Source organism: Micromonospora sp. NPDC047465, from assembly GCF_040643125.1.
Taxonomy (GTDB): Bacteria; Actinomycetota; Actinomycetes; order Mycobacteriales; family Micromonosporaceae; genus Micromonospora.
This window is the reverse complement of the sequence record NZ_JBEYTP010000003.1, coordinates 21,600-43,127: the sequence shown is the minus strand read 5'-3', so window position 1 is coordinate 43,127 and position 21,528 is coordinate 21,600. Positions and strand designations below refer to the sequence as shown.

Here is a 21,528-nt window from a genome sequence, read left to right as displayed (position 1 = left end):
CGGAGCCCTGCGGGCAGGGTGTCACTGAAACCGACCCCGGTCAGTGACGTGCCCGGGTTGGGGTTACTGAGGGTGAACTCGAGCGATGTCGTCCCGCCGGAGGGGATGATCGCATCGCCGAAAGCCTTGGCGATCGTCGGTGGCGCGATGGATGCGGCGCAGAACGGTCGCGTGATGGTGTTGTGGATCAGCGTGACGGCGCCGTTGCGGGCCAGCACCCGTCCAGCAACGGTGGCTCCTTCCCCCAGCGTCGCCGATTGCAACGCCAAGATGCTTCCGGCGAAAACTGTTCTGGTATTCAGGGTCGCCGAGCTGGTGACCTGCCAGAACACGTTGCACGCCTGCGCGCCACGGATCAGGTTGACCCGGCTATCAGTCGCGGTGATCAGGTCGGATCCCACCTGGAAGATGAACACCGCGTTGGGATCATTCTCCCCGTCCAGCGTGAGGGTGCCCGTCAGAGACATGGTGGCGGGCGACCTGTACACCCCTGCGGGCAGAGTTTGGCCGCCGAGGTCGGCGCTCACCGTATCGGTTGTCGGTTGCCCTGCGGCAAAGTTGTACGCCGTGGTCAGAGCGGCCTGGGCCTGCATCGCCTCGGTGTCACCGACGTGTGTTTCGCCGTTCACCACGGGGTCGCCGGTGACCGACGTGCCCGGCCAGACACCCAGGTCGCCGTTGATGACCGAAGGGCCGACGGGAGGCGGGACGTCAGTGACCGCCTGGCCAGCCAACACCCCGTAGGACTCGGCAACCCCCAACGGGACCGGGGCCTGGGCCCAGGCCGCCTGTATCCCAACGACCCCTACGAGAATCGTCGTGGAGACGACAGCCCCCGCCATCGCCATCGCAGTAGACCGACGGTGTCTACGACACGCGCGAGCCAAACTGATCACCGACACAGATTTCCCCCACCAATCAAGATCCCGCCCCCCGGCGAGATTCGGAGCGCAAAGGCTTGTTAGCTGGCGCAGCGTCAGGTGACGGACGCCCAAGCCTTCTGCGGGAGGTTATCTCCGCGAAGCGGAACAATGCCTTGAAATGCCGCAAAAAGGCTGTAATGAGATGATGTCCGGCGTCTCCGTAGGCCAGTCACACCAGGCGCGAGGCGGCCTCATATGTCCCGATCCTCACCCGGCCCGAGGATCGGCGCAGCGCCAAACATGCTCGCCATCGCGAATACGCAGCAACGCCGAAGCGAGCTCCACGGCAGCCACTTTCGCGCCCCCGGCTGGCTCATCAAGAGCGTGCCACCGCGCCACCGACAGTTGCCGTCGTTACCTGGCCCGCGACCTCATCGCCGACCTACGTCGCCTGGACCGGCACCTCGACACCAACCAGGCACAGACCCGTCAAGCCCTCGCCGAGTCCACGGCGTCGGACGCATCCTCGCCGGAAAGACCCTCGGCCACCTCGGCGACACCACCGTTTTCCAACCGCCGATCCTTCGCCAGCTACATCGGCACCGGTCCCCTGACGATCTCGTGCGGCGTTTGACGCCTCGGTTCACTGATCGGCTTGTCGTTACCCTCGCTCATCTGCGTCTGGGGGTACCGCATGAGGCCCTGGCGGTGGCGTTCGGGGGTGGATCGCTCGACCGTGACTCGGGCGATCGGGCAGGTACGCCCTTGCTGGCCCGTCGCGGGTTCGCCCGTCCGAGCGGGATCCGGCTGCACACCCTGGCGGACGTGTTCGCCTACGCCGCCGCGGAGGGTGTGGCACTGCGCCTCGATGCCACTGAGATCCGGGTCCGCTGACCACGCGTCGGCCGGCCTGGCCGCAAGGCGTTCGTGTCGGGCAAGGCGAAGCAGAACACGATCAGAGCCACCGTGGTGGCCGACGAGTACGGGGCGACCCTGTGGAGCGGTGGACACCGGCCAGGCCGGATGCACGACACCACCGCCGCCCGCGTCGAGGGCATCGGCGTTCAGGCGCCCGCGTAGCAGCGCAGCCCGTCGACGTCGGCCCGGGTCAGGCGCCCCTGCGCGACCAGCAGGTCGAGGTGCGCCGCGGTCTCGGTGACGGCGAGCATCCGGTTGAACACGTCCAGGTCGCCCAGCTCGCGTTCCCGCCTGGTCCAGCGCAGCCGCGACGCGACCTCGTACGCCGACTGCGCGCCACGGGCGACGGCGACCTCCGTCTCGTCGAGCCGCGCGCCGTGGTGCGCGACCAGCTCGTCGACGCGTGCGTGCACGCTCGGGGTCACCGGCCCGTGCGCCGGGAGCAGCCGCGCGTCGGGCCGCTGCCGCACCAGCGCGAGCGAGCCGAGGAAGTCGCCGAGGGGGTTCGCGGAGAGCACCGGCTCGAACCCGATCGACGGCGTGATGGTGGGCAGCACATGGTCGCCGGCGAACAGCAGCCGCGACCCGGTGTCGTGGAAGACGACGTGGCCGCGGGTGTGCCCCGGGGTCTCGACGACGTGCAGGATACGGTCGCCGTGCCTGACCTCGTCGCCGCCGCGGAACCAGTCGTCCGGCAGCTCCCAGTCCTCTTCGGGGGCGCGCCCCCGGGTGATCCTCGCCAGGGTGTCGGCCAGCTCGCCCGCGCCGAGCAGCCGCAGGCGGTCGAGCTGCTCGGCGAGCGGGTCCCGCTCCGGCGACATGGTGACCTCGAGGCTCGGGCGCTCGCCGGCGCCGAGGCTCACGCGCATGCCGAACTCGCGGCGCAGGTGCACGGCCTGCGTGTAGTGGTCGCGGTGCATGTGCGTCACGAGGAAGCGGCGGACGTCCTTGACCGTCGAGTCCAGTTCCTCCAGCGCCGCGTCGAGGGTGGCCCGCGCCCCGGCGACCGCCCACCCCGAGTCGACCAGCACCAGACCGTCGTCGTGGCGCAGGACGTACACGTTCACCGCCCGCAGGCCGTCATCGGGCAGCGGCAGCGGCACGCGCCAGACCCCGGGGGCGACCTCGAACGCACCGGGCGTGGTCCAGTCGTCGGGGCTGCCGTCGTCCAAGGTCATGGCCCCGACCATAGTTCCCGGCCGGGCCGGTCCGGGCGGCGCGGCCGGTGGCCTCCGTCACGCCGACGCCCGACGCGCTCGGCGCCGGGAGCCGGGGGCGGCGGGTGCGCCGGTGGGCGTCAGCGCGGCCGGGCGTACGCCAACGGCAGCGGAGTCGGCTGGCCCGCCCAGGCGCCGGTCAGCGTGGCGCCCTCCGGGCGGCTCCCGCCGTCGAGGCGACGCACGACGACCAGGTCGACGGCATCCGTGACGATGAGCGTCGGGTCGTCCGGCACCACCTGACGCAGCGCGCCCACCGCCGGGACGTCGGCACCGGGAGTGCCGCCACCGGTGATCGTCATGCTGGGCTCGCGGCGTTCCAGCCGGCCGTCGATCTCGATGAACTCCTCCGCCTGACCGGTGCCGGCGAGCACGGCGCCCGCCAGCGCCGCGGCGTAGACGGGGTCGCCGCAGGCGTCGTACACCCAGCGGCGGCCGAGCACCGAGTGCTCCGCGGTGCCGACCAGCCACTCGTCGCCGCCGTCCAGCGGAGCGCCCCGGTACGTGAGCGGGACCTGGTGGACCGGCCCGTCGCCGGCCCGGACGAGCATCGTCTCGATGCCGACCTCGCCGGCCGGGTCGTCGAACCGGTAGGCCGCCACGCGGACGACGTCGGCGTCGTCGGGCCCCTGGTACCACGGCCGGCCGGGCAGCCACGCCGCCAGGAGTTCCAGTTTCGACGGGTGCAGTTCCGCCCGGTGCAGCAGCGCCATACGCCGAATCGTAGAGGCATCCTCGCGACCCGCGCTCACCGCTCCCGGGGCGTCTCCGCTCCCCGGGACGTCTCCGCTCCCCGGGCCGACCGGCGAGACAGAGGCCGGACCGCGCCACCCGCCCGGCCTTGTGCAGAGTCGAAGCCGCCGATCCCGGGCGGTCGACAACCGGTGCGCTGGGCCTCGCGGTGCCTGGTGCCCCACCCGTGGGGCAGGTCGACAGTGGTCGAAACGGGCGGTGCCGGCGGCGTGGCTGTCGCCCCGCCGGGACAGGGCGGACCGAGGCCCGGCCCGGCTACCCCTCGACCGTGACGTCGACCGGGCCGACGCGCAGGACACCGTCGTTCAGGGGCGTGCAGCGGACGCCGCCCCGGCCGCGCAGCGCCTTCCACGCGCCGGGCCCGACGGTGACCTCCATCCAGGCGCAGGGGTGCGCCGGCCGGTTGACCCGCAGCCTGACCGGGCCTTCCCCCGAGTCCAGGGTCAACACCGACCCGACCAGCTCGTCCACGGCGATGCCGGTGGTGAGGACGTTCCGCCGGACCTGCACCAGGTCGACACCGGGCGGCAACGACTCCTGCGCGATCACGGTGACGCTCGCCTCCCGGTGCGCCGGCTTGCCGAAGTACCGGTCGCCGACGATGCCCAGGCCCGCCCGGATCCGGACCTCCTCGACCAGCTCGCCGGGCGGCGCCGGCGCTGGGCCGTCCGCGGGCCGGCCCACGTAGCGGTGCACCGGCGAGGCCAGCAACTGGACGATCCGCGGCATGACCCGGAGTCTACGAGCGGTCACGCCACGTCGGCGGCCGGGCACGCAGGGCCCGGCCGGGCCAGTCGAGCACCGGCGCCACGCTGTTGGCCGCAGGGCAACATCAGGTGCGGTGGCCCTGAGCGTCGCTCGCCTCCCGTTGCGGGTGGGACCGGCTCCTGCCGCCGGGCGCGGCGTCCCAGCGCGACCGGCTCCCGGTCCGGGGGGCCGTCACCCGTGGTCGTACACCGTCACGGCGATGTCGCGCGCAGAGGGTGCGCTCGATGACGGGTTCCATCCGGTTCCAGGTGCCGCCGGCGAGGCCGCAACCGATCCGGGGCATGTGCACCGACGCCCCCAACGCCTGCGCCTGGTCGGCGAGCGACGTCAGGCAGCGTTCGACGGCGTCGTAGCGGATGGGCGGACCGCCGCTGCCGGTCCTGATGCCGCGCTGGCCGACCATGTTCGCCACCCACACGTCCGGCGTGACCCGCACCAGGCGGGTCGCGCCGAGGGCGAAGTCGTTGCCCGCGCGGTGCCGGTGCCAGTCGCGGTAGTCGCGTTCGGGCTGGGGCCAGCGACGGGAGATCGCCACCACGAAACCCTTGCCCCAGCCGCCCAGATCGTTGCAGATGTGCGCGATCACCTTCGGGCCCTTGGCCTGGGGCTGGTCGCATCACCCTTGATGATCCTCAACGGCGTCACGCCGGCCAGCATGCCAGCCGCGTACGACGCTCCGGCAGCGAATTACCGCACCGGCGCAGCGGCTACCGTTGCCCGGGGGCGCAGTTGTTGCTCGTACGCCTGACCGTGTATTCGGTGTCGTCGTGGGTGATGCCGGACGGCTCGCCGTCGAAGTGGCTCTCGACCTTCTCCCAGCCCCGGCGCTGCTCGTAGTGCAGGTGCGGCGCGCCCGAGTTGCCGGTACTGCCGAGCCGCCCGATCTGCTCGCCCTGGGCGACCCGCTGACCCTCCCGCACCAGGGGCGGTTCGAGCAGGTGCAGGTACTGCGTCTCCCACCTGCCGCCGTGGTCGATCTTCACCCAGTAACCGCCGCCGCGACCGCGCGGGCCGTTCGGGTTGTCGGGGGTGCGGCCGCCCAGCGACCCGTTGATCCCGGCCACCGTGACCGTGCCGGCGTAGGACGCGAGCACCGGCCGCCCCCACGCCTCGCCCTCAATCGGGAACAGGTCGACGTCGTAGTCGTCGTGGCCGGGGTAGGTGCCGAGCTGCCAGGTCTCGCCGCAGGCGACGGGGAGCTGGAAGAGCGGGCGCGGACCGGGCGGCCGCAGCAACGGCACGACGACCACGGCGAGGACGACGACGATGGCGGCGACGGCAGCGACCGCGCCGAGCAGGATGGCCCGGCGGGCGGTGCGGCTCCGGACGCGGCGGCGGCTGCCCTTGCGGCTGCGGCTGCGGGGACTGGTCGGGTGGCCGGTGGTCACCGTCCAGAGCATGGCAGACGGCGGCAAGGCGTCGACGCCGAGTCCGGCCGTATCAGCGGGGCCGGTGGTGAGGGCTTGACCTGACGGAGGACGAGGGCGGTGTCCCCGCCCTCGGCGTGGCGACGACTTTTCCGGCCGCCGGCCGTCTATTCAGTGACCACTGCGAAAGGAGCCCTCATGGCCAAGCTGCTGTACTCGGCGACGGCGTCGCTCGACGGCTACATCGCCGGCCCGGGCGGCGACATGTCCTGGCTGACCGCGCACCTTGCCGGCGGGAACCCGACGGCGGAGCGCCTGCTGGCCGACGTCGGCGCGATCCTGGCCGGCAACCGCACCTTCGGCGGCGACGACCCGAACCGCGGCACCGACAGCGAGGGCGCGTTCGGCGGCCAGTACCACGGGCCGGTGTTCGTGCTCACCCATCGGCCGCCGGCCGCACCACACCCGGGTGTCACGTTCGTCGGTGACCTGCACAGCGCCGCCGCGCAGGCCAAGGAGGCCGCCGGCGACAAGTACGTGAACATCCTCGGCGCGAACGTCGCCAAGCAGTGCATCGAGGCCGGGCTGCTCGACGAGGTCCTGATGTTCTTCGCCCCGGTGCTGCTCGGCGACGGGGTACGCATGTTCGACCACCCCGGCGGCGCCGAGGTGCGGTTGGCGCCGATTCCCGGCGAGACCGCGCACTGGTACAGCGTCGTCCACTGACCGGCGGTGTGGCCCCTACAGCCACGCGTCGTTTCCCTGGATCGGGCAAACGGTCACCGACTGTTCACGGATATCGATCTGGACCATTACTTTCAACTCTGTCTATATGAGTGCAACAACCACCTGCTCTCACCGGGACGGAGCACCATGACACGCACCCTGCGCGCAACGGCCGTCAGCCTCGCCGCGATCCTGGCCGCCACCCTCGGCCTCACCCAGCCTGCCTGGGCCGCCAGCTACTCCGCCTCCCTCACCACCGCCGTCGCCGATCTTCCCGTCGCCACCGAGGTACGCACCGGCTACAGCCGCGACCTGTTCCGCCACTGGATCGACGCCGACGGGGACGGCTGCCACACCCGCAACGAGGTCCTCATCGCCGAGGCCACCACCAAGCCGAGCATCAGCGGCACCTGCACCCTGTCCGGTGGCCGCTGGTACTCCTACTACGACGACGCCTACTGGACCCTCACCAGCGACCTCGACATCGACCACATGGTCGCCCTCGCCGAAGCCTGGGACTCCGGAGCCCGCAACTGGACGAGCAGCCGCCGCCAGGCCTTCGCCAACGACCTGGGCGACAGCCGGGCCCTGGTCGCCGTCACCGACAACGTCAACCAGGCCAAGGGGGACCAGGACCCCGCCACCTGGATGCCGCCCTACCCCTCCGCCCGCTGCCGCTACATCAACGAGTGGGTCGCGGTGAAGATCCGCTGGCGGCTCACCGTCGACAGCGCCGAGAAGAGCGCCCTGACCGACTGGGCCAACAACTGCCCCAACGTCACCATCTCCGTCACCTACGCCTACTGACAGCGCGACCCACCCGGCCGGTCCGCCATCCCCAGGGCCGGGCACCACCGCTCGGTCGCCGGCCGTCGGCGATGGCTCAGCGTGCGGCGCGCACGGTCTCCCGCGCCGCACGGGCCAGCTTCTCGTCGTACGGCCGGCCCAGCGCACGCGCGTACTCGATGGTCCGGTCGAGCAGCGCCAGCGCCTCGTCGTAGCGACCCGCCGCGCGGCACGTCTCGGCGTAGGTGTGCAGGAAGTCGATCTCCAGCTGCACCTCGGCCAGCGGCTCCAGCAGCTCGAAGGCCCGCCGGTGGTGTTCGAGCGCCTTCTCGGGTGAACCCATGACCCGCAGCGCGACACCGAGATAGTTGTGGCACCACGCCTGGTTGTGTTGAAGATTGTTCTGCTCGGACAGCCGTAACGCGTCGTGCAGCGTTCGCAGCGACTCCGTCGGATCGTCGCGTGCCAGTGCGACACCGAGGGTGACCAGCCCGGTGATCTGTGCGGGCCCGTCCGCCAGGGCGACGGATGCCCGGGCGAGTTCGACGGCTTCGCGGTGCCGCCCGAGGTGAAGTGTCACCCATCCGTCGAAGGCCAACGCCTGGGACTGCCCGGCCCGGCGCCCGATCTTCTCGAACAGCTCGCGTGCCCGCCGGAAGTGCGCCTGTGCCGCTTCGAGTTCACCGAGATCCCGGCGCACGAGGCCGGTGCGCAGCGCCAGGGCAGCCGCGATGTCGTCGTCCGGCCCTGACTGCTCCGCCAGCTCATAGGCGGCGAGCGCCTCGGTGAGGCGGCCGGCGGCGGCACAGGCGTAGCCGAGGTCCGCGAGCAGCGAAGCCCGCTGCTGGTCGCGGCCGAGACGTGCCGCGGCGGCTGCGGCCGCCTCGAGTAGGCGCGTCTGGTCGTCGGTTCCGCGGTGCCGGAAGAACCACACCCGCATGGCCTGCGGCAGTTCGGCCACCACCTCGTCCACGCCGAGCCGCACGGCGGCGTCGAAGCAGGCCACCAGGTTGACGTACTCGAGGTCGAACCAGGCCATGGCCTTCGCCGGATCTCCCGGCGAGGGTTCCTTGCGGTACGGGGAGGGCAGGGTCTGATCGTGGGCGACCGCCTGCGCCAGATAGTGCCTGAGGACCCGGCGCAGGGCGGCGTCGGCCTGTGGCTCCTCCTCGGCGGCGATGTCCGCCGCGTACTGCCGGATCAGGTCGTGCATCCGGTACCGCCCGGGCGAGGGCTCCTGGACCAGGTGGGCGTCGACCAGCTCCTCCAGCGCCGCGCCGATCCGGTCGGGCGGCATGTCGGTGAGCGCGCCCACCACCGGCGCGTCGAAGTCGGCGCCCGGCAGGACGCCCAGCAGCCGGAACACGCGGCGCTGGACGGCGTCGAGTTGCCGGAGCGACATGCCGAACACGGAGTCGAAGCGGTTGGCGGTGTCGCGCAGCCGCTCGGCCAGCACCGCCACCGTCCAGCCGGGGCGGTGGCGAAGCCGGGCGCCCGCCATCCGTAGCGCCAGGGGGAGCCCACCGCACTGCCGCAGCACCTGGCTGACCGCTTCCTCTTCGGCGAGCGCGAGCCCGGCCGCCCGGCCGAACAGGTGCGCCGCGTCGTCGTTGGTCAGCGGCTCCAGGGACACCGGCGGCACCCCGTCCAGGCTGACCAGCCGGTGGCGGCTGGTGACCACGACCGCGGACTTCCCCGCGCCGGGCAGCAGCGGGCGCACCTGCTCCGCGTCGACCGCGTTGTCGAGCACGACGAGAGCCCGCCGGCGGGACAGCTCCGACCGCCAGAGCGCCGCGCGTTCGGTGGCGCCGGCCGGGAGGTGCGTCACGTCCAACGCGCCCAGCAGCCGGCCCAACGCGGCCTGCGGCTCCAGCGGCTCCTGGCCGGGGGTGAAACCGTGCAGGTCGAGGTAGAGCCCGCCGTCCGGATACGTAGGGGCGAGCCGATGGGCCACATGCACGGCCAGGCTGGTCTTGCCCACGCCCGCCATGCCGTCGATCGCGACCGCGCCGGTGGTGTGCAGCAGCTCTTCGACCAGCGCGGACTCCGCTTCCCGGCCGGTGAAGTCGAACAGGTCGGCCGGCAGATCGTTGCGGCGCGGGGCGGGCGCCGCGCCGGCCCTGGCCGCCTCGGCCCACACCGCGCGCAGTGGCCGGGGGTCGCGGCCCACCGCCCGGCACAGCGCCACGACGGCCTCCCACGGCGGCACGAGCTGACCGGTCAGGTACCGCGACAGCGACGAGCTGCTCAGACCAGCCTGGCGGGCGAACGCGCGCAGGCTGAGCCCGCTCAGCTCCTTGAGCCGGGCGAGCTGAGCCACCAGTCGCTCCTGGGGGCTGGACACGCGCAACACCGTACCGTCCCGGACCACGGACCCGGATCGGCGACGCGTTTGCGCTGCTGGACCACGTTCTACGTGTCCCACGGTGTCCCACGGACCGCGCAGGCTCCGGCGCGCCGATGGTCGGATGACTCCTGTCAGAGACACCCACGACGAAGGAGAAGCGATGTCGACCGAGCGCATGCCGAACCCGGCGGTTCTGATCCCCGAGGCGATGGAGGCCCTGATGGCGGTCAACAAAGCCATCACGGGCGCCGGGGTCGACGGCAAGCTGCTGGCGCTGAGCCACCTGCGGGCCAGCCAGATCAACGGCTGCGGCCCGTGTGTGGCCGGGGGCGTCCACCAGGCCCGGCAGCACGGCGCGAGCGCGGACCAGGTGCACGCCGTCGCCGCGTGGCGGGAGACGCCCTGGTTCAGCGACGAGGAACGCGCCGCGCTGGCCCTGACCGAGGCCGTGACCCGGCTCGCCGACCAGCCGGACCCGGTGCCGGACCGGGTGTGGGACGTGGCCGCCAAGCACTTCGACCAGAAGGAGTTGGCCGCGCTGCTACTCAATATCGCGATCACCAACGCCTTCAACCGGCTCAACGCGCCGACCCGCCAGCAGGCGGGCACGTGGTGACCTTGTTGCTGATCAAGGCCGCCGAAGAGATCGGTCAACGCTGAACCAACCGGTGGAAGTCGACCCCGGAGAGGCCTCCACCGACCAGTACCACCCGAAGCCCACACGGCACCGAGAGGACGTTGTCATGTCGACCACGACGAAGACCACCATCACCAACGGCGAGAAGTACGACGGTTTCACCGACGAGGAGCGCGGCGCGATGAAGGAGCGCGCCAAGGAGCTGAAGAGGGGCGCTCGGCGGGGCGCCAAGGCCGACACGGAAAGCGAGGTGCTCGCGAAGATCGCCGAGATGTCGGAGTCCGACCGCGTGATCGCCGAGCGCCTGCACACCCTGATCACGGCCAACGCGCCCGTCCTCACATCCAAGCTGTGGTACGGGATGCCCGCGTACGCCCGCGACGGCAAGGTGGTCTGCTTCTTCCAGAGCGCGGCGAAGTTCAAGACGCGGTACGCGGTGCTCGGCTTCAGTGACGAGGCGAACCTCGACGAGGGCGCCATGTGGCCGACCTATTTCGCGCTGGCCGAGCTGACCGCCGACGTCGAGGCCAGGGTCGGCGCGCTCGTGAAGCAGGCGGTGAGCTGAGCAGCGGGCGTTCCGACGCGCCGAGGCCGTCGCCGGCACCGACCCGCACGCCGCCTGTTCCGGTCACAGCGTGCGCGGTCATCGGTGCCGGCGACGCCACGTCGTCTCCTCGGCCTCCAGTTCCCGCTGTTCGGCAAGCCTGGATGTGCGTACGCGCCGACGGAGCTGCCTCGTGCGGATGCTCTGCGCGACGATCAGGGCGGTGGCGACCAGCGCCAGGAGGGTCAGTGCGGCGATGGCGGACAGCCGGTCAGCCACCGGAATCAGCGCCGCCAGGAGCACGATCCTGGTCACCTGGAACCAGTCGGACCGGCGGACGGCACGGCGCTCGAAGCCCTGCACCGCCAGGAGGTAGAGGATGACTCCGCCGTACAGGACGTAGACCTCGGCTCCGCTGAGCGCATCCTCGAAACTGGGCACCGTGGGCTCGGCGATGTTGGTGAGGACCCGCTTGAGCCCGAGGGCGAACAGAATGATCCCGGCGATCATCGGCAGGTGCAGGTAGGTGTAGGCGTCCCGCGCGAGCGCGGCCCGCGTGCGGCCCCGGGCGCCGTGCAGCATGTGTTCGGCGGCGATGGCACGGACGTCGAAGTAGACCCACCAGAGCGCCGAGATCAGGACGATGCCGAGCGCGGAGGCGAGAATGATGGGCCAGGTGGGCGGCCATCCCACGGCGAGGTTGGAAGCTGTCCCGAGGGAGATGACCGACTCGCCGAGCGCGATCAGGACGATCTGGGCATGACGTTCCGCCCAGTGCCCGGCCGAGACGATGGTCAGGCCCTCGGTCCGGACGACCGCGCTGACGGTGTACTCGACGGCGATGGCCAGCAGCCACAGGCCGGCCCGGGCGCCGAACTCGGCGGTGCCGGTGAAGAGCCGCTGCGGCACGAGTGCGGCGACGAGCAGCAGCGCCGTGCTGACCAGCGCTGGCGCGACGAGCCCCGACCACCGGCGGCGCAACTGCCGGTCGCCACGCACGGCGTGCCAGAGGGCCAGCACCTGCAGCGCCCGTAGCAGGAAATAGCAGGTGGCGAAGACCAGGTCTCCCGGCAGCCCGTGCGGCGCGTCCGAGAAGGCGTCCGGGATCGTCACCGCCAGTACGAAGACGACGGTCATGGTCGCGAACCCGACCAGGGGCATGACACCCTGGTCGACGCGTACGACGTTGCCCAGCGCGACGAGGGTGGTCCAGGCGAACCAGAGCAGCGCCAGGATCAGAAGGCTCTTCACCAACGCCGTCGGGGTGAGGTATTTGGCGTTCGTCGCCGTCACGTTGAGAAAGGCGAAGACGAAAACCAGGTCGTAGAAGAGCTCCAGCTGGGTCACCTTGCTCCCCGGCGCGGCCGGCTCCAGTCGCCGCCCTCCTGAACGCTCCCCGTCGCTGCTCATCCTTGCGAGTCTTGCAGCCGGGCCGGGGCCGAGCTGCGGTTATGCCAGGTCGACACCGCTGCCGTACGACAGCAGAAGGCCACTCCCGTTTCCGGGAATTGGCCTTTGACCTGTGTGGGCGATACTGGGATCGATCCAGTGATCTCTTCGGTGTGAACTCTCGGCGACAGGGCCGGGTCGGGCTCGGTGCGAGGTCAAACGGCCTGTTGAGGCGCTTCTCGGCCCGGTTCGGCTGGCACCGCTGCTGTACTTCACTGCTGTACTGCTGGCATCAGACGAGGCGCTGGATGCGGACCTTGGGTTGCTCGTTCCTGAGGTGTCCCTGCTTGTGCTGGCGGACCTGCTCGTCCTAGACCTCCTGGTCGTAGTCGGGGTCGGGCGGGATCCACTTGTGGGAGCCGTCGCTGTAGTGGAACTTCTCGTCGCCGGGCCGCAGGATGCTCATCGCGTCCAGCCGAGGAAGCGTTGGTGCAGGGGGCCGGCGGGGACGTGGGCCAGGTCCTGGGCGGCGTCGACGAACTGCGCAGCCAGATAGAGGGCCAGCGACACCGGGGCGCGGTCGTACTCGGCTCGCAGCTCCCGTCGGCGGGTCGGGCAGGGCCACTCTCCCGCACAGCCGCCGCAGAACCAAGCCGGCTTGATCGGATGGTGAGTAGTCATCGCGGCCCGTCCTGGCTGGGCCAGTGGCCGCGGTTGATAGGGATGCGGTGGCGGCTTCGGCACGGCAGGGTCGCGCCGCAGCGGCAGATGTGTCGCCAGTGCCGCCACGACCACACGGGTCGGTGCCGACGGGCGAGGGTGAGCGCTGCCGCCAGGACGTACTCGTCGTACGAGACCCGCTTCATCGGCTCGTCGCAACGGCTGGGGCCGGGAGCCGTCGAGTTGGGCAGGTGGAAGGGGGCACTGCCGCCTCCTGGTGCCGCAGGTGTCCGGGGGCGTGGATGCCCGATCGCGGGGTATGCGCCGGACATCCACGCCGGCGAGGACGGCCCACAGCGCCAACCGGGGGAATCGACCTCATCGGCAACCTCCCATAGGTACCGTTGGGTAGTCAAGGGCTGGCGTAGGTGGTCTACTCGTGTTGCCAACCGAGGGGAACACCGTGCCACCGCGTTACCGCTACGAGCAGATCGCCGACGACCTCGCCGAACGCATCGCGACCGGCGAGTTTCCGCCGGGCTCCAAGCTGCCCAGTCGCCGCGAGTTGATCGAGCACTACGGCGTTACAGAGCCCGTGATCGACCGCGCAATGCAGGTCCTACGGATCAAAGGCATGACAGAGACGCTGCCCGGCGTAGGGGTCTTCGTTGCCGAGTAGGCCCTCCCTACGTCAGACGGCAGTCGGGACCCCTCGCTTGTAAGTTCTAGGCGCTTCGTCCGGCGGGGTTCATCCGCGTCCGCGACCTGACGGCTGTCCGCGCCCGGCGGCCGGCGGCCGTCCGTGTCGAGGGCCGTTGCTGTCACCGTTGCTGTCGACAGCCGGTCAGGGTGGGAGAGTGCGCGCATGGGGCTGAACAAGGAGATCGCAGCGCAGCTCGCGGAGGCGCGCCTGGCGGAATGGCGACGCAAGGGCTATGACGAGTGGCGCGCAATGCTCGACGACAAGGACATGCGCCTGGTCGTGGGCGAGGACGGCAAGCGGTACACCGTGGTCAGCTACGCCATTGACGACGGCGACGGCCGGGTCCGAATGTCAGTCGCCGTGGACGATGGCGGCTCGTCGGCGTTGGTACCGCTCGTGCGGGACGAAATCATGAGACCAGACGACACCTTCATTACGTGACCCCTTCGTCCCGAAGGAACCACCGGCCGTCGTCGAGCTGCGTCAACAGCAGGACGAGCTGCCCCAATGATCCACCAGAGTCCATGGACGTCCGGCGCTGCCCGGGCCCGTCGTCACCCAGTTGGTCACCCAGCCCAAGCCTCCTTGACCCCAGGCACGCGCGGGGCTCGTACGGCTCTAGGATCCTTCTCTTCGGCAGGTATACGCCTCCGGAGTCCTCGAAGGCGGATTCGCCATGATCCCTGATCCGACTGACGTAAGCCGCCGCCTGGATATGGCGCTGGCGGGTGTGGCCGCCACGTTCCAGGGCATGACGGCCCACCGGCAGGAGTCCAACTGCGAGTGCCACTGGGGCAGCGCGGAGGAACTTGCACTGCTCAAGACCCCGGACGTGCCGCTTGACGACGACCTGCTCCGCCGCACGTACTGGACCACAGACTGGCGCTACCCCGGGCCGCTGCTGCGCCGGATCCTGCCCCAACTGACCCAGGGCCTCGTGGCGGGCCGAGTAGAGCCAATGGCCGGGATGGAGAGCCTCGGGCGGTTGTTCACCGCTGGCCGCTGGCAGGAGTGGCCCACCGGACAACGGGACGCCCTGCGGGAATTCCTGGACGCCTGGTGGCTGCACGTCCTGGTCGAGCCCGATGCAAAGGTGCCCGCCCATGAGGCCCTGACGCTCCTCGCCGAGATCACCACGAAGCTCAACCCGTGGTTGACCGTCTGGGCAGAGCTGCTGGTCGACGCGGTGGCGCGGCGGCGGCTGGTCACGGCCGTGGATGAGTGGATGTACGACCTGCTGGGCGATGCGCTCCCTTGGTCGAGTTGGCACAACGAGGACACGTGGTGCCCCGCGCTGTCGCTGTGGGTGCTACGACAGGCGCCGGCCGCACTGCGGGAGCACGACGCGTCGACCGAGTTACACGACCACATGCGGCTGCTTGGCCTACCGTACGCCGATCGGTGGGACCGATAGCCTCGGCCGGCGTCCCTGGGTGGGTCCAAACCCACCGCTGGCCTTGCCATCCTCACTGTCTGCCGCCGACCCGCCCTCCTGGGGAGCGGGCCGCCGCCCGGTCCGCCACGTCAAGCGGACCTTGACGCACGGACGGACGCTGGCGGGCCGGACGGTGGTCTGCTCGGCTCGCCCGGATCGTCGGCTGGCGGGATGGCCCAGTGCAACCACCCACGGACCGCAAGGCGCGGACGGAGCCCCGGCCATCCTGGAGTCGTTGCGCCCCCGCCGGAGGCGCAGTGACCGCGACCCGACCACCGGCGCGACTCGCCGCGCGGACCGGCGTGCCCTTCCCTGCGCCGCGTCGCTCGGGCGCGGCGCGGCCGGCTGCCGGCGACGAACCTTCATCATTTCCCGAGCTACCCGTCTGCGGCGGCCCCGGGCTCCCCCGCTCTCCGCGCCAGCCGCCGGGCGTGTTGCGTGGCCGGCGTGGAGCGACAGCGGAGCGTCGGACGCGCCCAGGCGGCGGCGCGTGCGGCCCGTTCAGGGCCGCCTTGATAGATGTACAGAAAGTCCTCCCAGACCGCCGGCAGCCGCCGGCAGCCGACCTGTCATAGTCCCTCTGTTGCGTTACATGTTGGCTCCGCTTGATGGATTACATGATCCCCCGGCTCGCTGGCTACGGGCTGTTGTGGCGTTCGATCGCCAGATTCCGAACCCTGGCGGTCGCACCCTGGAAGCTTCCCGACTATATCGATCATCTGTATATTGCGGCTGTGACCATGAGGGAACCCACCTTCCTGATCCTGGCAGCGCTGGCCGGGCCTCCCCTGCACGGCTACGGCGTGATGCGGCAGGTGGCGGAGCTGTCCGGCGGCCGGGTGAAGCTGAGCGCCGGCACCTTGTACGCGGCATTGGACCGGTTGACCGCTGAGGGGCTGATCGCGGTTGATCGTGAGGATGCAGTCGACGGCCGGGTGCGGCGCTACTACGGGCTCACGGAACGCGGGGGTGCTGCCCTGCGGCAGGAGGCTGCCCGGTTACGTCGTAACTCCGAGGTTGCTGTGGAGCGTCTGGCCGGGTGGGCACCGCTGCCAGGTCTGCTTCCCTCTTGATACGCCTCGTCCAGTCGTCTCACGAGCCGGTAAGGAAGTCGGATGTCAGAACAGAGCGACCGAGCGAGCCTCGCATGCCGTTACCGCAGGTTGTTGCTGACCTACCCGCGGTCCTACAGGCGCCGACACGGTGCCGAGTTGGTGACCACCTTGCTGGACGCCGCTCCGGCCGACCGGGTCCGGCCGAGCCGTGCGGAGGTCGTGGACCTGCTCACCGGTGGAATCCGCTTCCGGTTCCGGGTGTGGGGAGCGGCCGGGATTCTTGCCGCGGTCTCCGCCGCCACGTTCGCGGCGGTGGCCCTGGGCGCGTTCGGCAGCTATCTGGGCTGGCAGACCGCGCCACCCCTGCCGAGCAACGCCGAGGTGCTGCAGATGGTCCAGCCGGTCTTGCCGCCAGAGGCGTCGGCGCAGCCACAGCGCTGGGACTTCATCTTCGACAACAACCCGGAGTACAGCGATCCCCGATGGACCTACGTGGTGGGCGGCACCGACGAGTATCGGGCGGGGAAGGTCTTCTTCCAGTTCACCTACCCCCACGACAAACCTCCGCAGCAGGTCATAGCGGCAGCGGACGAACGGATGCGGGCGGCTGGATGGCTTCCGGCGGCCAAGCAGACGTCCGGTTGCTGCCCTGAGACTGCGCTTCACCGGGACGGGTGGCTGGTGGAGGTCTTCTCAGAGGGCTACCTCGACGATTCCGAGTCCCACTACGCGCTCCAGATAGCCGTCGGCCGCACCACACCCGCCGTCGTACTGCCGTTGACCACAGCCGGTCTACTTGCCGGCGGTCTTGCAGGCTGGCTGCTGGCGGCATGGGTGTTCCGGCGCGTCCAAGAATCCACCCCGGCGCGGCGAACCCTCACCGTCGTCGTCTGCGGCGCAGGTCTCCTTGCCCTCTTTCCCGCCACGGCACTGAGCGCCGTGCTCCTGGTTGCCAGCTACTTCACACCCGATCATCCGGCAGAACCTGCGTGGGCCGGGTACACGTTCATCCTCTTCCGGCCGCTGGCCTACCTCGGTGCGGCCGCCCTCGTCGGCGGGCTACCAATAACCGCGTTGCCTTACCCCACTCGTCGAGGCCCACTGATCAACTGACCCAGCCAGGCTGGCCGCAGCAGTCGCTAGCTGCCAGACAAAACCACACGCCGGGTCTGCTGCACCGACCGACGATCATGGACCGCTGACTTGTTGCTGACGGACGGCGCTGAGCCGGCACCGCAGGCGATCACTCGGCCTCGGCATCCTCGATGCGGATCCCCAGCGCGCCGGCCAGGGTGTACGACAAGGCAACAAGATCTTGATGGGCGACGACCGCTCCCCCCATGCTCGTCACCCCACCGATCCCGACGAGGACGCAGTTGGCGAACCGAGTCCCCTCCATCGTCGCCTGCGAGAACTGCGCGCCAGTCAGATCACAGTTCGTGAACCGGGCACCGCTCAGGTCCGCGTTCTGGAAGTCCGCCCGGGTCAGGTTGCACCCCTCGAACACCACGCTGGAGAAGTCCGTGAAGCGGAACGACGACAGGTCAAGCCGGCACTCCGAGACCGTCACATCCCGTAACGCCCCGTTGATCCAATGCACGCCCGTCATTCGTAAGGTCGACAGCCGTGCGCGGATCATCGATGATTTCTCCGCCCGCAGGTTTGCCAGGTTCGTGCTCTCGAACAGGCAGTCCGTGAACGCTGCCCCGTCGAGCTGCGTACCGCTCAGGTCCGAGCCTTTGAACCGGCACTGCTCGAACTCCACGCCATCCGCCGACCGCCCCGACAAGTCAAGGTCGAAGAATCCTAGCCGTCGGAACGTGGCCTCATTCTCAAGATCGTGGTCCTCGGTGGCTAGTTCCAACGACGACGGCGGCCTAGGTTTCGCAGGCGCCCGCCATCGACCACCACGACCCGCCCGGACAGCCACCCGCAAAGACTAGCGGAGACGGCCATGCTGACGGCCAAGGCGATCCATGGCATCCCGCAACCTTGCCCCCCAGGCAACCAACGAGCGATCTTGACCAGCAGTGCCACAGCCGCTCACCTGCACAAACAGTCCGGTCGTCCGGGGACTTCCGGCGTCGTACGTGCCGGTGGTCACGCAGTTAGCCACTCAGCTGTCGGCCTCCAGGGCGGCCATGACCACGTCGAGCACGGTCACGCGGCTGGGATGCTCTTGCCGGTAGACGCCGACGGCCCAGTCCCGCCACTCGGGTCGCAAACGGCCCTAACCTCGGGCACGCGTAAGGCCATTCAGGATCCGGTCGTCTGGAATCTGCGGAGCGCAGCTTCGGCGAGCTGGGTGAGGTATTTGTTGCCGCCGGGTTTGTTGCCCTGCTCCTTGACGGCCACCAAGGTGGTTCCGATCCGAACGAGAATACTGTCGCATTCCAACGTGCCAGAATCGGACGTCGAGCTGCAGCTGACGTGAATACTGTCATCACCCAACTGCGGCCCTGGTGCCACTGCGAAGCGGTACCTGTCGCCGATGCCAAGGCCGGACGACATGACGACGGTGGGACAACGGCCGATGAGGGTTCGCAGGTCGGTCATTGCTCGTTGTGCACCGTCATCGGCGTAGGTCCTGAGGACTTCGTTCCCCACCCAGAGGTCATCGGGACCCGCGTCATAGCTGAGGGTGGCTGCGGCCATCGCTGACGGAGTCCCGGTCAGCCGCGTGGCCGACAGCAGCGGGATCATGCTGTCCGAACAGGAGACGTCGACGCCTGAGGGTTGATCTCCAGCATCCGGCGGCATGACTGTCGCGATCTCCACAGTGAATCCGGGCGGCACCGAGTCCCTGGTAACCAAGCGTGCGGAGAGCGTCGCGGAGTAGCCGGATCCGCCGGTCGCCGAAACCGTTGGGGAAGCGGGCTTCGTGGCGGTGACCGAGCCCGTCGCCTGCGCCGCGGAGGGGATCGTCTCGCCCGCTGATCGATCCGCTGTATGAGCCGTTGAAGAACCGCACGCGGTCACCATGCAGACGGCCACCACCGCGACTGACCTACGTAGCACCATCCTGAGCACCGGGCGGACTCCACCTCTTGCGCGAGACGCGTCAGGCTACCAGCGCGTGACCTCAGCCGCCGCGCACCCTGAACCGCGTGGGCCTCGCAGCTCGTCGCCAGTCGATCATCGCTAGTTGGGCCGGCACCGGGCCGACGATCTTGATAGGAGTCGACGCTTCCTCGCCGACAGCGGGCCGGAGGAGTCGCCCCGGCGGCAGGGGTGATCTACACCCAGGTCTCGTCCAAGGCGACGCGGGAAGCCCTCAAGCGCCTCGGAGGCTCCCTCGGCCACTGGCGCCCCTGCTGTACGACAGCAGAAAGGCCACCTCCCGTTGCCGAGAAGTGGCCTTTGACCTGCGTGGGCGATACTGGGATCGAACCAGTGACCTCTTCGGTGTGAACTCTCGGCGACAGGGCCGGGTCGGGCTCGGTGCGAGGTCAAACGGCCTGTTGAGGCGCTTCTCGGCCCGGTTCGGCTGGCACCGCTGCTGTACTTCACTGCTGTACTGCTGGCATCAGACGAGGCGCTGGATGCGGACCTTGGGTTGCTCGTTTCTCAGGTGGCCCTGCTTGTGCTGGCGGACCTGCTCGTTCCAGACCTCCTGGTCGTAGTCGGGGTCCGGCGGGATCCACTTGTGGGAGCCGTCGCTGTAGTGGAACTTCTCGTCTCTGGGCCGCAGGATGCTCATCGGGTCCAGCCGAGGAATCGGTGGTGCAGGTGGCCGGCGGGGGCGTGGGCGAGGTCCTGGGCGGCGTCGACGAGTTGGGCGGCCAGGTAGAGGGCCAGCGACACCGGGGCGCGGTCGTACTCGGCTCGCAGCTCCCGTCGCCGGGTCTGGCAGGGCCACTCCCCCGCACAGCCGCCGCACGTCCAAGCCGGCTTAATCGGGTGGTGAGTGGTCATCGCGGGCCGTCCTGGCTGGGCCAGTGGCCGCGGTTGATAGGGATGCGGTGGCGGCTGCGGCACGGCAGGATCGCGCCGCAGCGGCAGATGTGGCGCCAGTGCCGCCAGGACCACACGGGCCGATGGCGACGGGCGAGGGTGAGCGCTGCCGCCAGGACGTACTCGCCGTAGGAAACGCGCTTCATCGGCTCGCCCCAGCGGCCAGGGCCACCAACCGTCGAGCTGGGGAATTGGAAGGGAGCACTGCCGCCTCCTGGTGCCGCAGGTGTCCGGAGGCGTGGATGCCCGATCGCAGGGTGCGCCGGACATCCACACCGGCGAGGACGACCCACAGCGCCAACCGGGGGAATCGACCTCATCGGCAACCTCCCATAGGTACCGTTGGGTAGTCAAGGGCTGGCGTAGGTGGTCTACTCGTGTTGCCAACCGAGGGGAACACCGTGCCACCGCGTTACCGCTACGAGCAGATCGCCGACGACCTCGCCGAACGCATCGCGACCGGCGAGTTCCCGCCTGGCTCCAAGCTGCCCAGCCGCCGAGAATTGATCGAGCACTACGGCGTCACCGAGCCCGTGATCGACCGAGCGATGCAGGTGCTAAGGATCAAGGGAATGACCGAGACCCTGCCAGGCGTGGGCGTCTTCGTCGCGGAGTAGGCCGCGCGGCCCGGATCCCTCGCTTTGTAAGTTCTGGGCGCTTCGTCCGGGCCCGTCCGCGCACGTCTCTGACATCGGGCGTCGATCCGCCGCCGGCTGGCCTTGACTCTCACTGTTCGGCCCTGTTGCTGTCACCGTTGCTGTCGCGACAGCAACAGGGCCGACTGCTTCGGCGTAACGCGGATACGGAGCACTGTCTTGTGCCCTGTGGTGCCCACACTGGAGACGGCCGCGTTCGAAACGCTGGCAGACTGCCATCATGTCGCCTGAACCGGAATCGTGGACCATCAAGCACTTCTCGCAAGGCAACCCAGCCGGCCCCGGCCAGGACAGTGTCCCGGCGCTGCTACGCCGCATCGCAGACAGCATCGAACAGCGGCCCGGCATCGAGGTCCAGGACGTCATTCTGCGCAACGAGGTCAACGCCGACGGTGACTGGTGGTCGGCCACGGTCTACTTCCACGAACCGTCGGCCTAGCGAAATCCGGCGTACAGGTCGGCAAGTGTCCGGCGATGATCGCCATCTAGCATCACCTCGTGGTTCCAACTAGCACGAACTCAGCTGGCGGGCCGCCGCCTCGACGGCTCCCGCTGGGAGTCAACATCGCAAGCGCATTGTTGGCTCTTCAGGCATCGCTGCTAATATTCGCGGCAATTTCTACCATATACGCCCAAGGGGGCATCAACGCTGCCGTAAACGACGCAGCGGGCCGTTCCAGCGTCCCGGTAGACAGCAGTTCGGTCGCACTCAAGGCGTCCTACTTCCATTTCGAAGCTCGGCTTACCCTG

Annotated in this window: 25 protein-coding genes and 1 pseudogene; 13 read left to right on the top strand and 13 right to left on the bottom strand. The window is 69.8% G+C overall.

Features of this window, described 5'->3' with window-relative positions; genetic code table 11:
- A partial coding sequence (locus ABZ793_RS04215; RefSeq protein ID WP_357451638.1) for an ice-binding family protein occupies positions 1 to 737 on the bottom strand: 737 nt, incomplete at its 3' end.
- Between the two features lie 891 nt (positions 738 to 1,628).
- On the opposite strand from ABZ793_RS04215, the gene ABZ793_RS04210 reads away from it, so the two are divergent.
- Positions 1,629 to 1,757 (top strand): hypothetical protein, encoded by a 129-nt coding sequence (locus tag ABZ793_RS04210; RefSeq protein ID WP_357451635.1) that lies wholly within the window; start codon positions 1,629 to 1,631, stop codon positions 1,755 to 1,757.
- Between the two features lie 33 nt (positions 1,758 to 1,790).
- Complete coding sequence (locus tag ABZ793_RS04205; protein ID WP_357451632.1) at positions 1,791 to 1,943, top strand: hypothetical protein; 153 nt, start codon at positions 1,791 to 1,793, stop codon at positions 1,941 to 1,943.
- Here ABZ793_RS04205 and ABZ793_RS04200 read toward each other — a convergent pair.
- The 5 genes from ABZ793_RS04200 to ABZ793_RS04180 form a co-directional block, all read right to left on the bottom strand.
- Positions 1,928 to 2,959 carry an MBL fold metallo-hydrolase gene (locus ABZ793_RS04200; RefSeq protein ID WP_357451629.1) on the bottom strand — a complete coding sequence of 344 codons (1,032 nt, stop codon included), beginning with the start codon at positions 2,957 to 2,959 and terminating at the stop codon, positions 1,928 to 1,930. The genes ABZ793_RS04205 and ABZ793_RS04200 overlap by 16 nt on opposite strands.
- Before the next feature lie 119 nt (positions 2,960 to 3,078).
- On the bottom strand, positions 3,079 to 3,711 hold the full coding sequence (locus ABZ793_RS04195; protein ID WP_357451626.1) for a hypothetical protein: 633 nt from the start codon (positions 3,709 to 3,711) through the stop codon (positions 3,079 to 3,081).
- A gap of 295 nt (positions 3,712 to 4,006) precedes the next feature.
- On the bottom strand, positions 4,007 to 4,480 hold the full coding sequence (locus tag ABZ793_RS04190) for a molybdenum cofactor biosysynthesis protein (protein ID WP_357451623.1): 474 nt from the start codon (positions 4,478 to 4,480) through the stop codon (positions 4,007 to 4,009).
- Positions 4,481 to 4,583: 103 nt separating this feature from the next.
- The gene (locus tag ABZ793_RS04185) at positions 4,584 to 5,105 is read right to left on the bottom strand and encodes a macro domain-containing protein (RefSeq protein ID WP_357451620.1); all 522 of its coding nucleotides are present in this window, start codon (positions 5,103 to 5,105) and stop codon (positions 4,584 to 4,586) included.
- Between the two features lie 121 nt (positions 5,106 to 5,226).
- Positions 5,227 to 5,907, bottom strand: a complete 681-nt coding sequence (locus ABZ793_RS04180; RefSeq protein ID WP_357451617.1) for a M23 family metallopeptidase — start codon at positions 5,905 to 5,907, stop codon at positions 5,227 to 5,229.
- A gap of 177 nt (positions 5,908 to 6,084) precedes the next feature.
- Here ABZ793_RS04180 and ABZ793_RS04175 point away from each other — a divergent pair, with 177 nt between their 5' ends.
- Together ABZ793_RS04175 and ABZ793_RS04170 are read left to right on the top strand one after the other, a co-directional pair.
- A complete protein-coding gene (locus ABZ793_RS04175; RefSeq protein WP_357451614.1) occupies positions 6,085 to 6,612 on the top strand; it encodes a dihydrofolate reductase family protein in 528 nt (175 codons plus the stop codon).
- 147 nt (positions 6,613 to 6,759) lie between these two features.
- Positions 6,760 to 7,419 (top strand): HNH endonuclease family protein, encoded by a 660-nt coding sequence (locus tag ABZ793_RS04170; protein ID WP_357451611.1) that lies wholly within the window; start codon positions 6,760 to 6,762, stop codon positions 7,417 to 7,419.
- A gap of 76 nt (positions 7,420 to 7,495) precedes the next feature.
- Here ABZ793_RS04170 and ABZ793_RS04165 read toward each other — a convergent pair whose 3' ends face one another.
- The gene (locus ABZ793_RS04165; protein ID WP_357451608.1) at positions 7,496 to 9,742 is read right to left on the bottom strand and encodes a helix-turn-helix domain-containing protein; all 2,247 of its coding nucleotides are present in this window, start codon (positions 9,740 to 9,742) and stop codon (positions 7,496 to 7,498) included.
- A 163-nt stretch (positions 9,743 to 9,905) separates the two neighbouring features.
- Here ABZ793_RS04165 and ABZ793_RS04160 point away from each other — a divergent pair, with 163 nt between their 5' ends.
- A complete protein-coding gene (locus ABZ793_RS04160; protein ID WP_357451605.1) occupies positions 9,906 to 10,361 on the top strand; it encodes a carboxymuconolactone decarboxylase family protein in 456 nt (151 codons plus the stop codon).
- A gap of 127 nt (positions 10,362 to 10,488) precedes the next feature.
- Positions 10,489 to 10,947 (top strand): DUF1801 domain-containing protein, encoded by a 459-nt coding sequence (locus ABZ793_RS04155; RefSeq protein WP_357451602.1) that lies wholly within the window; start codon positions 10,489 to 10,491, stop codon positions 10,945 to 10,947.
- Positions 10,948 to 11,025: 78 nt separating this feature from the next.
- Here ABZ793_RS04155 and ABZ793_RS04150 read toward each other — a convergent pair whose 3' ends face one another.
- Together ABZ793_RS04150 and ABZ793_RS04145 are read right to left on the bottom strand one after the other, a co-directional pair.
- A complete protein-coding gene (locus tag ABZ793_RS04150) occupies positions 11,026 to 12,273 on the bottom strand; it encodes a low temperature requirement protein A (RefSeq protein ID WP_357451599.1) in 1,248 nt (415 codons plus the stop codon).
- A 504-nt stretch (positions 12,274 to 12,777) separates the two neighbouring features.
- A complete protein-coding gene (locus ABZ793_RS04145) occupies positions 12,778 to 12,996 on the bottom strand; it encodes a flavin reductase (protein WP_357451596.1) in 219 nt (72 codons plus the stop codon).
- Between the two features lie 418 nt (positions 12,997 to 13,414).
- Here ABZ793_RS04145 and ABZ793_RS04140 point away from each other — a divergent pair, with 418 nt between their 5' ends.
- The 5 genes and pseudogenes from ABZ793_RS04140 (at position 13,415) to ABZ793_RS04120 (ending at position 17,281) form a co-directional block, all read left to right on the top strand.
- Positions 13,415 to 13,654: a GntR family transcriptional regulator gene (locus ABZ793_RS04140; RefSeq protein ID WP_067313483.1), complete on the top strand. Its 240-nt coding sequence runs from the start codon at positions 13,415 to 13,417 to the stop codon at positions 13,652 to 13,654.
- 136 nt (positions 13,655 to 13,790) lie between these two features.
- Positions 13,791 to 14,119 (top strand): annotated as a pseudogene (locus tag ABZ793_RS04135) (hypothetical protein).
- A 310-nt stretch (positions 14,120 to 14,429) separates the two neighbouring features.
- Positions 14,430 to 15,092 (top strand): hypothetical protein, encoded by a 663-nt coding sequence (locus ABZ793_RS04130; protein WP_357451593.1) that lies wholly within the window; start codon positions 14,430 to 14,432, stop codon positions 15,090 to 15,092.
- Between the two features lie 629 nt (positions 15,093 to 15,721).
- On the top strand, positions 15,722 to 16,186 hold the full coding sequence (locus tag ABZ793_RS04125) for a PadR family transcriptional regulator (protein ID WP_357451591.1): 465 nt from the start codon (positions 15,722 to 15,724) through the stop codon (positions 16,184 to 16,186).
- A gap of 141 nt (positions 16,187 to 16,327) precedes the next feature.
- Entirely contained in the window at positions 16,328 to 17,281 is a 954-nt protein-coding gene (locus ABZ793_RS04120; RefSeq protein WP_357451589.1) for a hypothetical protein, read from the top strand.
- A 130-nt stretch (positions 17,282 to 17,411) separates the two neighbouring features.
- Here ABZ793_RS04120 and ABZ793_RS04115 read toward each other — a convergent pair whose 3' ends face one another.
- From ABZ793_RS04115 to ABZ793_RS04100, 4 genes are all read right to left on the bottom strand, one after another.
- The gene (locus ABZ793_RS04115) at positions 17,412 to 18,098 is read right to left on the bottom strand and encodes a pentapeptide repeat-containing protein (RefSeq protein WP_357451587.1); all 687 of its coding nucleotides are present in this window, start codon (positions 18,096 to 18,098) and stop codon (positions 17,412 to 17,414) included.
- Between the two features lie 326 nt (positions 18,099 to 18,424).
- Complete coding sequence (locus tag ABZ793_RS04110; protein ID WP_357451585.1) at positions 18,425 to 18,946, bottom strand: hypothetical protein; 522 nt, start codon at positions 18,944 to 18,946, stop codon at positions 18,425 to 18,427.
- A gap of 748 nt (positions 18,947 to 19,694) precedes the next feature.
- Positions 19,695 to 19,868, bottom strand: coding sequence for a hypothetical protein (locus tag ABZ793_RS04105; RefSeq protein WP_357451582.1), 174 nt, complete (start codon positions 19,866 to 19,868; stop codon positions 19,695 to 19,697).
- The gene (locus ABZ793_RS04100) at positions 19,865 to 20,083 is read right to left on the bottom strand and encodes a flavin reductase (RefSeq protein ID WP_357451579.1); all 219 of its coding nucleotides are present in this window, start codon (positions 20,081 to 20,083) and stop codon (positions 19,865 to 19,867) included. Before ABZ793_RS04100 ends, ABZ793_RS04105 begins: the two co-directional genes overlap by 4 nt.
- A 416-nt stretch (positions 20,084 to 20,499) precedes the next feature.
- Here ABZ793_RS04100 and ABZ793_RS04095 point away from each other — a divergent pair, with 416 nt between their 5' ends.
- Positions 20,500 to 20,739 (top strand): GntR family transcriptional regulator, encoded by a 240-nt coding sequence (locus ABZ793_RS04095; protein WP_067313483.1) that lies wholly within the window; start codon positions 20,500 to 20,502, stop codon positions 20,737 to 20,739.
- A gap of 259 nt (positions 20,740 to 20,998) precedes the next feature.
- Positions 20,999 to 21,217, top strand: a complete 219-nt coding sequence (locus ABZ793_RS04090) for a hypothetical protein (protein WP_357451576.1) — start codon at positions 20,999 to 21,001, stop codon at positions 21,215 to 21,217.
- Positions 21,218 to 21,528: the final 311 nt, after the last annotated feature.